The sequence below is a fragment of the Delftia sp. PE138 genome, from assembly GCF_018320755.1.
GTDB lineage: Bacteria > Pseudomonadota > Gammaproteobacteria > Burkholderiales > Burkholderiaceae_C > Comamonas > Comamonas tsuruhatensis.
This window is the reverse complement of sequence record NZ_JABEPN010000001.1, coordinates 380,021-392,021: the sequence shown is the minus strand read 5'-3', so window position 1 is coordinate 392,021 and position 12,001 is coordinate 380,021. Positions and strand designations below refer to the sequence as shown.

General features: G+C 68.5%; 7 protein-coding genes. 3 read left to right on the top strand and 4 right to left on the bottom strand.

Annotation, left to right across the window (positions count from 1 at the left end):
* Positions 1-104 precede the first annotated feature (104 nt).
* Entirely contained in the window at positions 105-959 is an 855-nt protein-coding gene (locus HFGMBDPB_RS01705) for a LysR substrate-binding domain-containing protein (protein ID WP_160855895.1), read from the top strand.
* A gap of 16 nt (positions 960-975) precedes the next feature.
* Here HFGMBDPB_RS01705 and HFGMBDPB_RS01700 read toward each other — a convergent pair whose 3' ends face one another.
* Positions 976-1,980 carry a tripartite tricarboxylate transporter substrate binding protein gene (locus HFGMBDPB_RS01700; RefSeq protein ID WP_016445478.1) on the bottom strand — a complete coding sequence of 335 codons (1,005 nt, stop codon included), beginning with the start codon at positions 1,978-1,980 and terminating at the stop codon, positions 976-978.
* 50 nt (positions 1,981-2,030) lie between these two features.
* A complete protein-coding gene (locus tag HFGMBDPB_RS01695) occupies positions 2,031-3,218 on the bottom strand; it encodes a M20 family metallopeptidase (protein ID WP_016450904.1) in 1,188 nt (395 codons plus the stop codon).
* A 70-nt stretch (positions 3,219-3,288) separates the two neighbouring features.
* Between HFGMBDPB_RS01695 and HFGMBDPB_RS01690 the strand changes: the two genes are divergently transcribed.
* Positions 3,289-4,053 carry an IclR family transcriptional regulator gene (locus tag HFGMBDPB_RS01690; protein WP_013800690.1) on the top strand — a complete coding sequence of 255 codons (765 nt, stop codon included), beginning with the start codon at positions 3,289-3,291 and terminating at the stop codon, positions 4,051-4,053.
* Positions 4,054-4,147: 94 nt separating this feature from the next.
* On the opposite strand, the gene HFGMBDPB_RS01685 is transcribed toward HFGMBDPB_RS01690, so the two are convergent.
* Positions 4,148-7,978 (bottom strand): DUF11 domain-containing protein, encoded by a 3,831-nt coding sequence (locus HFGMBDPB_RS01685; protein ID WP_212644785.1) that lies wholly within the window; start codon positions 7,976-7,978, stop codon positions 4,148-4,150.
* Positions 7,979-8,509: 531 nt separating this feature from the next.
* Between HFGMBDPB_RS01685 and HFGMBDPB_RS01680 the strand changes: the two genes are divergently transcribed.
* Entirely contained in the window at positions 8,510-9,928 is a 1,419-nt protein-coding gene (locus HFGMBDPB_RS01680) for an RtcB family protein (RefSeq protein WP_034397062.1), read from the top strand.
* Positions 9,929-9,943: 15 nt separating this feature from the next.
* On the opposite strand, the gene HFGMBDPB_RS01675 is transcribed toward HFGMBDPB_RS01680, so the two are convergent.
* Complete coding sequence (locus tag HFGMBDPB_RS01675) at positions 9,944-11,914, bottom strand: sigma-54-dependent Fis family transcriptional regulator (RefSeq protein WP_212644784.1); 1,971 nt, start codon at positions 11,912-11,914, stop codon at positions 9,944-9,946.
* Between the last annotated feature and the right edge of the window lie 87 nt (positions 11,915-12,001).

Sequence of the window (12,001 nt, the reverse complement as noted above, 5' to 3'; positions counted from 1 at the left end):
GCAGGCAGGTTCGCAGGCCGTGGCCTGCCGTGGGTGGCGCGAGCCTAGCAGAGGCTTTTCAAAAGTGATAGCGTTGATTTCTTTGCAATCCCAAAGGAAATCTTTTGGAGACCCGCTATCTCAAGAGCCTGATCGCCGTGGTGGACAGCGGCTCCATCGCCGATGCGGCGCGCGCCGAGCACCTGACCGCCGCCGCCGTGGGCCAGCGCGTGCAGGCGCTGGAGCGCGAGCTGGGCTTTGCCCTGCTTTCGCGCAGCGGCCATGCGGCCCGCCCCACCCAGGCCTGCGTGGCCCTGCTGCCGCGCGCGCGGCGCCTAGTGCGCGAGGCCGCGCTGCTGGGCAGCGATGCCAGCGCCGATGGCCTGGCCGGCACGCTGCGCATCGGCGCCATCTCGACCGCGCTCACCGGCATGCTGCCGGCCGCGCTGCGCAAGCTCACGCAGGCGGCGCCACAGTGCCGGCCCGTCATCGTGCCGGGCACCTCGCGCGCGCTGTTCCAGATGCTGCAGTCCGGCGAGCTCGATGCCGCCGTCATCGTGGCGCCCCCTTTTGAACTGCCCAAGGCGCTGCGCAGCGTGCAGCTGCGCCGCGAGCCGCTGGTGCTGCTGGCACCGCCCCAGGCGCGCGGCCGGCCTGCCGCGCTGCTGCGCAGCCTGCCCTACATACGCTACGACCCCGATGCCTGGGGTGGCCGCCATGCGGCCGACTGGCTGGCCGACCAGGGGCTGGAGCCTGCGGTGCTGTGCGACCTGGACGCGCTGGAGGCCATTGCCATGCTGGCCGCCGACGGCATGGGCGTGGGCCTGGTGCCGCACTGGACGGGCCTGGAGCGCTTCATGGGCGACTGCCGCATGCTGCCCATTGCGGGCGCCGCCTATGAGCGCGCCATCTTGCTGGTGACCAGCGCCGAGCCCGACCTGCCGCGCATGGCCGAGCTGCTGGAGGGTGCACTCGCTTAGGTTGCGGCCTTCGTTCTCAATCCGCCTGCACGTATCCCGTGACGCGGATCATCTCGCGGTACTTGGCGATCTCGCGCGCATAGGCGGCCGCCGCATCGTCCAGGCCCATGGGCTTGGCGACATCACGGCCGTCGGCCTCCAGCTTGGCGATGACCTGCGGGTCCAGCAGGGCCTGGCCGATGGCCTGGTTCAGGCGCTGCTTGACGTCCTGCGGCGTGCCGCGCTTGACGAAGTAGCCCGCCAGGCTGGCGTACTCGAAATCGCGCAGCGCCGGCACTTCGGTGATGCTGGGCACGGCCGACAGCACGGCAGGCCGGTTGCGCGACAGCACGGCCAGCGCCCGGAAGCGGCCGGTGCGGATCATCTCCAGCATGGACGCCTGGAACGGCATGATGCTGAAGTCGATCTGGCCGCCGGCCAGGTCCTGGATCACGGGCGCCGTGCCCGCATAGGGCGCGTGGGTGAACGGCACCTTCACCACCTTGCCCATGTACTCGGTGATCAGGTGGTAGAGCGAGCCTACGCCCACCGAGCCGTAGGTCAGCGAATTGCTTTCGTTGCGCGAGCGCGCCAGCGCCAGGAACTCTTGCATGTTCCGGGCCGGCAGGCCCGAGCGCACCAGCAGCACCAGGTGGGTGACGGTGATGTACTGCAGGTTCTCGAACGCATCGGGCTGGTAGCGCACGGCCTTGTTGGTGAGCGGCGGCAGGATGAGTTCGTTCTGCGTGCCCTGGAAGAACATGCTGCCGTCGGCCCTGGCGCCCAGCACTTTGGATGCGGCAATCGTCCCCGTGGCGCCGCCCAGGTTTTCCACGATCACCTTGGCCGCCAGTCCCTCGCCTATGGGCTTGCTCAGGATGCGGGCGCTGACGTCGCTGGGCCCGCCTGCCGGGTAGGGCACCATCAGGCTGACCGGGCCGGGCGCCGAGGCCGCGGCAGGCTGCAGCAGCAGGGGCGCCAGCGGCAGGCCGGCGGCGATTTTCAGGAGCGAGCGGCGTGTGGGCAAGGCAAGTGGATTCATGAAAGTGCACCAGGCAGTGGCTTGAGGGGAAGGCGGGAATCAGGCGCGCCCTACCACCGGGCGTGGGGCAGGCGCGCAATGGTGTGGAGCACCGCCAGGCCGCGCGGGACGATGGTGTCCACCTCGCAGTACTCGTCGGTGGTGTGGAACTTGCCGCCCACGGGGCCGGTGCCGCACAGCGTGATGGCGCCCAGGCTGGAGGTCACGCCCGAGTCCGCGCAGCCGCCGCTGAACTCGCCCTCGGCCTTGTGGCCCAGCGCGCCCAGCTCGGCCTGGTACAGCTCGAACAATTGCTGCGACTGCGGCGTGGGAACGAAGGGGCGGAACTCGCCGGTGATGTTCAGCGTGGAGCGCGTGCCCTGGATGAAGGACTTGTCGCAGATGCAGCGGATGCGGCCCACCAGGGACTCGCGCTGGTCCAGGTCGAAGATACGCAGGTCGATGGCCGCCTTGGCCGACGGCGCCGACGTGTTCACCGACAGCCCGCCCGACACCAGGCCCACGTTGACCGTGACGCCCTTGTCCAGGTCGGTGAGCGCGTCCAGCGCCACCACCTTGTGCGCCAGCTCCGAGATGGCGCTGATGCCCTCGGCGAAGTTGGCGCCCGAGTGCGCCGCCTTGCCCTCGATCTCCACGCCGAAGAACACGCCGCCCTTGCGGCCCGTGACCACGTTGCCCGAAGGCCGGCCCGGCTCCGCATTGAAGACAAAGCCCGCCTTGCGCGCAAAGGGCTCGATGACGGACTTGCTCAGGGGCGAGCCGATTTCCTCGTCGCAGGTGAACAGGCCCGTGACCTCGGGCGCAGGCTCCGCGCTGTGGGCCAGCGCAGCCAGCAGGAAGGCGTTCATGACGATGCCCGACTTCATGTCGGCCACGCCCGGGCCGTAGGCCCTGCCGCCTTCGATGCGGAACGGCCTGCGCGCGGCCTCGCCTTCAGGGAAGACCGTGTCGCAGTGCCCCATCAGCAGCACGGGCCTGCCCACGGTGCTGCCCGCGTTCACGGTGACCGAGATCGCGGCCTCCACGCCATCGACGAAATGCGGGCTGACCTGCAGCCCCTGGCCCAGGAAGAAGGCCTCCAGGCGCCGGAACACGCGCGCCACGCCGGGCTTGTCGAAGCTGCCCGAGTCGATGTTGACGATGTCCGCCAGCAGCGAAAGCATGTTCTCCCGCTGGCCCTTGATCCACTCCGACGCGCCGACCGCCCGGTCCGCACTGACAATGGCTTGCTGTGGCATCCGCTGCCTCCGTATTTTTCAATACTTGGTATTGTTATTTAATACTTCAGATTCACAATCAGGTAAAACGATGATCGAAAACGCGTTGTATGTGGGTTCCGTGGGCAAGGCATTCCGCGTGCTGGACTGCTTCAAGGGCGCGGCAGGCGACCTGAGCCTCACGGAAATCATGGAGCGCAGCGGCCTGGACAAGAGCGCCGCCCAGCGCTACGCCTACACCCTCAGCGCCGAGGGCTACCTGCAGCAAAACAGCCAGACCCGCCGCTACCGGCTGGGCCCGGGCGTGCTGGACCTGACCTTCCACTTCCTGCGCACCCATGCGCTGGCCGAGGCGCTCAACCCCCTGCTGCTGCAGCTGTCCAAGGACACGGAGCAGAAGATCAGCCTGTCGCTGCGCGACGGCGACTGGCTGGTGCACGTGCTGCGCCACCAGACCAGCACCGAGCACTACCATGCCTCCCTGGTCGGGCGGCGCGTGCCCCTGCAATGCACGGCAGGCGGGCGCGCCGTGATGGCCCGGCTGGACGAGGCGCAGGTGGAGCAGCTGCTGGCCCCCGGCCGCCTGGTGGCCAGCACGCCCCGGACGCTGACCACGGCCAAGGCCGTCCAGGCGGAACTGAAGAAGGTGCGCGAGCGCGGCTACGCCATGGTGGTCGATGAATTCATCATGGGCGAGGTCGCGCTGGCCGCCGCCGTGGTCGATGCCGACGGCGTGCCGCTGGGCGCCCTGCACCTGAGCGGATCGTCAAGCCAGTGGAGCGGCGCCGACTACGCGAAGAAGTTCTCGCCCCTGCTGCTCAACGCCATCGCCCAGTACGAGCGGCGCAACGCCTGAGGCCGCAAAGATGCGCTGTAAGGGACGCTGAAGGGACGCCTAAAAGTGCTCCCACAGGCGCGCCGACATGGCCCATGCCAGCGCGCTGCGGGCATCAGCCGCGCAGGCGCCGCTCTTGCAGCGCGGCCCCTGCGGCCAGCAGAACGCCCAGCAGGGCCAGCATCCAGGGCGAATCCACGGGGATGGAGGCCGGCGAGGGCGACGGGCCTATGGGCGTGGTGACGGTGCCGGTGCAGCCGGTCTCGCAGGAAGCGTCCCCGCCCCCCGTCACGTTGGCCGTGTTCACGAGCGTGGTGTTGCCTGCGGACGCCTTGGCCGTCACCGGGATGGTGAAGCTGGCCGACTGCCCCACAGCAAGGCCCGCCGGCACGATGCAGGCAACGCTCTGCCCGCTGGCCGTGCAGCCGGCAGGCATGGTACCCAGCGCCAGGCTGGTGGACAGCACGTCGCGCACCGTGGCGTGCGCCGTGGTGGCGGTCGTGCCGGTGTTGGTCACCGTGAAAACATAGTTGGCGGACTGCCCGGCCAGGAAATTGCCCGACGAGAAGGTCTTGGCGAGCGAGAGTTTGGGCGCGTTCACCGGCACCACCACCGTGGGGCTGTCGCAATTGGCCAGGCACAGCGGATCGCCGCCCCCCGTCACATGGGCCGTGTTGAGGATGGAGGAGCCCGCCGTGCCGGACCTGGGCACCACCGAAAGCGTGAAGGTCGCGGACGCGCCCACGCCCAGCCCCGCAGGCACCGTGCACAGGACGGTCTGGCCGGAGAACGCGCACCCGGCAGAGACGCCCGTCACCATCAGGCCCGACGCCATCTCGTCGCGCACCACGGCGTCCTGCGTGGTGACCGTCGTGCCCACATTGCGCACCGTGATCACGTAGCTGGCGGCCTGCCCCTCGGCGAAGGCTCCGGCCGACGCCGTCTTGCTCACCTCCAACCTGGGTGACTCCACCGGCGTGGTCACGGTGCCACTGTCGCAACGGGCCACGCAGGAAGGGTCGCCCCCGCCCGTCAGACTGGCCGTATTGGCCAGCGTGGTGTTGGCCGCTGCGGCCTGCGGCGTGACGGGGATCACCGCACTCCATTGCCCGCCCGTCGCCAGCCCGGCGGGCACGGTGCAGCTGAGCACCTGATCCATCACCGAGCACCCTGCCGGCAGGGTGCCCAGGGTCAGCGTGGAGGCGATCACATCGCGCACAAGGGTCGGCGCCGTGGTGGCCGCCGTACCTGTGTTCCTCACGGTGATGGTGTAGTAGGCCGCCTGCCCCACCACAAACACCGGGCTGGACGCCGTCTTCGCGATCTGCAGTTGCGGTGTGTTCACCGGCTCCACCACCTCGTTGCTGCTGCATCCGGATAAGCAGGACGGGTCGCCCCCGCCGTCAACGCGCGCCGTGTTAGAGATGGTGGTGTTGCCGGCGGTCGTCATGGGCGTCACGGGAATGGTGAAGCTCACCTGGCCGCCGGGAGCCAGGCCCGCCGCTATCGTGCAGGTGACCAACTGGCCCGCCGCCGTGCAAGGGCCCGGCAGCGTGCCGATGGTCAGCGTGGTGGCGATCACATCGGTGATGCGGGTCTCGGCAATGGTGTCCGCCATGCCCGTGTTCGTCACGGTCAGCACATAGCGCGCAGGCTGGCCGACGATGAAGGCATCGTCGGAAGCGCGCTTGACGATCCGCAGCCTGGAGGCGTTGACGGGCACCAGCACCTCGTTGCTGGTGCAGCCAGCCGCACAGGAAGGATCGCCGCCGCCACCGACCTGGGCCACGTTGGAGATCGCCGTGTTGGCCGCCGCCGGCTGGGGCGTCACCGAGATGGCAAAGCTCACCTGGCTGCTGGTCGCCATGCCCGCAGGAATTGTGCAGCTGACCAGCTGACCCGCGAACGAGCAGCCTGCAGACACGGAATTGATGAGCAGGTTGGCCGCCACCGTGTCGGTGACCGTGGCGGGCGCCGTGGTTGCCGCCGTACCCGTGTTGCGCACGGTGAGCACATAGCTGGCGTTCAGGCCCACGACGAAGGACTCCATGGAGGCCGACTTGGCAATGGCCAGCCTGGGCGCCTTCACGGGCACCTGGACTTGGCTGCTGCAGGCGCTGGGGCACAGCGGATCGCCGCCGCCCGTGGCCGTTGCGGTGTTGGTCAGCAGGATATTGGCCACGGTAGGCGTCACGGGAATGGCAAAGCTGACCTGGCTGTGGGTCGCCAGCCCTGCGGCAATGGTGCAGCTGACCGCCTGGCCGCTGCGCGTGCAGCCCGCCGGCAGGCTGCCGATGGTCAGGCTGCTGTCGAGCGTATCAGTCACCACGGTGGCCTGCGGCGTCGCACCGGTTCCCACGTTCTCGACAGTGATGGCATAGCTGGCCTGCAGGCCGACGATGAAGGAATCCATGGAAGCCGACTTGCCCACCTTGAGTCTGGGCTGGCCCACGACGGTGGTCTTGGCGCTGGTGCAGCTGGTGGTGACAGCGTCGCACTGCGGCCCGGGCGGCGACGGCGGCAAGGCCGAGGTCGCAGGTGGCGCGGGATGCGTTGCAGCGTAGTTGACGATGGAGCCCACAGCGGGCGCGTTGACCTGGATGCTGAAGGTCTGGCTCGCGCCGCCACCGGCCAGCGTGCCCGGCAGCGTGCAGGTGAGCAGGGCACCCGGCACATTGAGCGGCGCGCAAGCGACCGGTGCGGTGGAGGTCGTGGCCGCCACGCCCGGCGGCAGCTGGTCCTGCACCACGGGGTTGCTGATCGCGGCGGTGCCGCCCGTGCGGTAGTTGGTCAGCGTGAGTTGGTAGGCAAAGCCCTGGCCTACGAGGACTGAGTTCGGGCCTGACTTTTCCACCACGACCTGGCCCTGGCGCTGGTTCACGAATGTGCTGGAGTTGTTGGCCGGATTGGTGTCGTTGATGGTGATGGCGGCCGTGTTGGTGATGCTGTTCGTCCCCGATGCCGGCGTCACCTGGAAGCGGTAGACCAGGTAGTCGCCCGAGGTGGGCGGCACATGCGCCGCCCCGCCGCTGCTGTTCACCGGCAGCACGCCGGTCCTCATCGACAGTGCCCTGCCGTTGGCCGCCTGCGTTCCGCACACGGCGGCACCGGAGGAGATGCAGGCAATGGGCGATGTCAGGCTGACGTTGTCCGGCAGCAGGTCGGCGACGGTCACGTTGCCGGCCGCGTTGGGTCCGTAGTTCCAGACCTTGAGCTCGTAGTCGAACGGCGTGGCATTGTCGAAGGTGTCCGGCCCAGTCTTGGCAATGCCGATGTCCGTATTGAAGTTGGCACAGCCGTCATAGGATGCCGGATCGCTGGGATCGCGCAGGTTGGCGGCGGGAATGATCTGTGCGGACTGCCCCGGCGGCGTCCAGCGCAGGCGCAGGTGGTTGAGCCCGCCCTGGTTGTTCCAGTGCACGCGCATGGCATAACAAGTGTTGTTCTGTGCCACCACGAAGCTGCCGGGAATGTTCTCGAACTGCGTATCGCCCGAGGTAAACGACCCCAATTGCCCCACAGGTACGTTGTAGTCGAAGGTTCTGTAATGCGCCGCGTTGGCCTTGGTGAAATTGGTGGAGAACTCCACCTTCACCTCATCATCGTGCGCAGCGGAAAATCCATAGGTTCCCGCCGTGGGAAATACAACCAGCGCATACACCACGCGGCCCTGCAGCCACTGCTGGCATGCGGCGGAAGACTGCCAGCCGCTGCCGGCCGCGCTGTTGCACAGCGTGGCACTGGCCATATTCCAATCGATATTCTGCGCAGTGCCTGAAGACGCGATGTTGGTGGTGGAGCTGGCAAAGTTCACCAGATTCTGCAGCTGTACCACCGAATTTCCACCGGAATAGTTCAGGTAGTTGGGAGCCGGCGATCCACCAGGCACCGAAACCTGTCCACGGAAATTGTCGAAGATGACCCCGGCCTGCACCGCGACGGGCATCAGCGCCGCCAGAGATAGTATGCCAATCAGTTTCCACCAATCGGGAGATGATTTTCCCTGGCGCCGGGAATAGGCAATTCCGAGATCCGAAACCATAAAGGCGCGCTCCCTCTTAAAAGGAATACATGGAGTACAGATGAAATGAATGGATTGAATTGACCACCGGGCCAATCAACCACATCATCCCGGACGCGCCGAAACAACTTGTAGGATGTTTTTGATTATTTAAATTACATCTTCTTTCAGATGCTGCGGATACCTTTGATTCAGTAGTCCGCGCATGGGTGTTTACGCGGATTTCCGGGCAGGATAGCAATCATTATTATTTTCTATTGAAATGAATACAAATTTATTAATAACCATCGACACTGCAGACGATTCGAAAATCTGCCGCTATACTGCGCCCCTTCTTTCTTGAACGAGCTGCTGCAGGAAAGACGTTTTCCGGGCCTTTGCCGCCCGGGTGTCTTTCATCGTCCGTACACCCATCGGACGCGGCGAGCGCCAACCAGGCCTCGCGGATCTGCAGCCATGAGCACTCCTCAACGACTCCAGCGTGCCTTTGCACGCACGGGCATCTCTCTCGACTATCGCGACGGCATCTACCACGTGCGCGATGGCCAGGCCGAGGCCCACATTCTTCTTCCCGACAGCCTTCCCCTGGAGGACAAGGCCGTGCGCCAGCTGCTGGCCTTTGCGGCCGTGCGCCGGCATGACGGCCAGGGCAGCCACGGCGCCGTCTGCCGCGCCTGCGCCACGCCCGACTTCCATCCGGGCACGGTGGCGCCCGTGGGCAGCGTGGTGGCCACGCCATCGGACTTCGTCATTCCGGCCGCCATCGGCACGGACATCAACTGCAGCGTGCGCCTGCTGACCACGGGCGCCCGGCTGGACCAGCTGGCGCCGCACAAGGGCCGGCTGGTGGAACTGCTGACCGCCAGCCTGCTGGGCAGCGGGCGCGACGTGCCCGTGACCACGGCCGCCTTCCGCGCGCTGTTCGACCACGGGCCGGCCGCCTTTGTGGACCGGCTGAGCGGCCAGGGCCTGTGGGGCCATGTCGACAGGGACCGCCTGCACCGCGAGCTGGCCGCCTGCATCGGCCTGGACAGCTTCGCTGGCAGCGCCCGCCACGCGCCCCATGCCTATCTGCAGGAGCGCCATGCCGTGTTCCGCGACCCGTGCCTGGGCACGGTGGGATCGGGCAACCATTTCGTGGAACTGCAGGTGGTCGACGAGGTGCTGGACCGCCACGCGGCCTACCGCGCCGGACTGCGCGCGGGCGACGTGGTGGTGATGATCCACAGCGGATCGCGCGACCTGGGCTTTTACGTGGGCCAGGCCTGGATGGACCGCGCCCGGGCCGAGTGGCCGCAAGGCGTGAAGCACCCGGCCAGCGGCCTGTACGGCCTGTCGGGTCCGCTGGCCGGCGAGTACCTGCAGGCCATGGGCGTGGCGGCGCGCTATGCCTGGGCCAACCGCGTGGTGCTGGCCGAGCTGGTGCGCAAGGACCTGGAGCAGATCGTGGGCGCAGCGGATTCGCGCCTGGTGGTCGATGTGCCGCACAACGTGGTCCTGCAGCAAGGCGGCATGAACATCCACCGCAAGGGCGCCACGCCGGCCAACGAGGGCGACTTCGCGCTGATCCCGGGGTCCATGGGCGATGCCTCCTACCTGGTCACGGGCCTGGGCGCGGCCGATTGGCTCTGGTCCTGCAGCCATGGCGCGGGGCGGCGCATGCGCCGCCAGGCCGTGCGCGCGCTCCGGCCCGAAGCCCGTGCAGGCCATGCGGGCGAGCAGGGCTGGCAATGCGTGACGCTGCGCGAGGAGCGCCGCATCGAGGAGGCGCCCGAAGCCTACAAGCCCATCGGCCCGGTCATCGAGTCGCAGGAGGCCGCCGGCCTGATCCACGCCGCCGTGAAGCTCAGGCCCTGGATCACCTTCAAGGCCTGAGCACCGGCAGGCGCCTCATTGCAGCCGCAAGCCGTCCGCCGCACGGTCCTGGGCCAGCTTGCGGTACAGCGTCTGGCGGCTGATGCCCAGCATGCGCGCGGCCTGGGTGACATTGCCCCGGCAGTTCTCCAGCGCCTGCCGCACGGCCGAGCGCGAGAGTTCATCCAGGCTCTGCGGCGCAGCGTCGAGCCGGGGGCCGCTGCGGGCGGTCTGCGCCAGCTCGGCCTGGAAGTCGTCGGGCAGGTGCTGCCACTGCAGGCAGTCCTCATGGGGATCGAGCATGGCGCAGGCCGTTCTCAGCACGCTGGCGCACTGGCGCAGATTGCCGGGCCAGCCATGGCCGGCCAGCTGCGCCAGCAGGGCCGGTGCCATGCGCAGCGGGCGCGCGGGTTCGATGTCGGCCAGCATGCGCGCGGCCAGTGCCTCGAAGTCGCCCCGCTCGCGCAGCGGCGGCAGCTCCACGGCCAGGCCGTTGATGCGGTAGTAGAGGTCGGCACGAAAGCGCCCCAGGTCGGCATCCTCGCGCAGCCTGCGGTTGGAGGCGCTGACCAGCGCGAAATCGACCGCAACGGGCGTGCCACCGCCCAGCGGCACCACCTGCCGCTCCTGCAGCACGCGCAGCAGCCGGGTCTGCAGCGACAGCGGCATGTCGCCGATCTCGTCCAGGAACAGGGTGCCGCCGTGCGCCTGGCGCAGCAGGCCCGCCTGTCCTTCGCGCCGCCCGCCCGTGAAGGCGCCCTGGCGGTAGCCGAACAGTTCGGCCTCGATCAGCGACTCGGGCATGGCCGCGCAGTTGATGGCCACGAAGGGGCCGTCGCGGCGCGGCCCGCTGTCGTGGGCCGCGCGCGCAAACCATTCCTTGCCCACGCCGGACTCGCCCTGGATGAGCAGCGCAATCGGCTTGCCCAGCACGCGCCGGGCCTTGTCGGCCGCCGCACGCCAGCGCGCATCGCCCGTGTCCAGCCGCGCCAGCGCATCGCGGGGGGCCTGCCGTGTTTCCCCCGCTTGCCGCGCTCCCAGCGCCTCCTGCACTGTCTGCGCCGCCGCCCCCGCCATGATGGTGCGCCGGTCCGGCACCAGCTGGCCGAACAGCGCCGTGCCGTCATGGCGCCGCAGCGGCTGGGCCGCATCGGGCTGGCGGTGCTGGCGTGACAGCAGCTCCTGCAGGCTGGCGTCCAGCACCTGGTCCAGCGCCACGCTGCCCAGCTGCGCGTGCGACAGGCGCAGCAAGGCCAGAGCGGCGCGGTTGGCACCCACCACCCAGCCGTCGCCCGAGATCAGCGCAATGCCTTCGCCCACCGTGCCAATGCCTTCGGGCCGCGCGTGCAGGTGCAGGCGGATGTGGCGCTGGCCGTCGCAGGCCATGAGGCGGTTTTCGATCATGCGGGCCGCCGTGCCGACCAGGCCCAGCGTGTGCGGGCTGCCCCGGCCATGTTCGCTGGAGATGTCCAGGATGCCCAGCAGTTGGCCCGTGCCCGACAGGATGGGCGCGGCCGCGCAGGTGAGAAAGCCGTTGCGCTCCAGGAAATGCTCGCCGCCCTGGATTTCGATGGAGTCCATCTCGGCCAGTGCCGTGCCGATGGCATTGGTGCCGCGATGCGCCTCATGCCAGGACGCACCGCTGGCCAGGGCCACGCGCTCGGCCTTGCCCAGAAAGAAGGGGTCGCCGCAGGTATCCACCAGGGTGCCGCAGGGGCCGGCCAGCACCACCACGCTCTGGCTGCCGCGCACCTGCTCGGACAGGTATTCCATGACGGGCCGTGAATGCGCCAGCAGCGCATGGTGGCGGCTGCGCAGCACGCCCAGCGCATGCTGCTCCAGGTTGTCGGCGGCGCCCAGGCGCCCGGTGGGACGCAGTCCCTGCTCGATGCAGCGCTGCCACGAGCGCGCCAGGCGCTCGTCCACCAGGCCGCTGGGGCAGCGGCCCGACTCCATCAGGCTGTGACGGGCCTGGCGCAAGGCCACAAGGGAGGCTCTCGATTGCATGCTGTCTCCTGCTCGGGCGTCATTGCGCCGCGTTGCGGGCCAGTATGCGGGGCCGGCGGGCACCGGGCAAGCCAAGTGGCGGGTCAG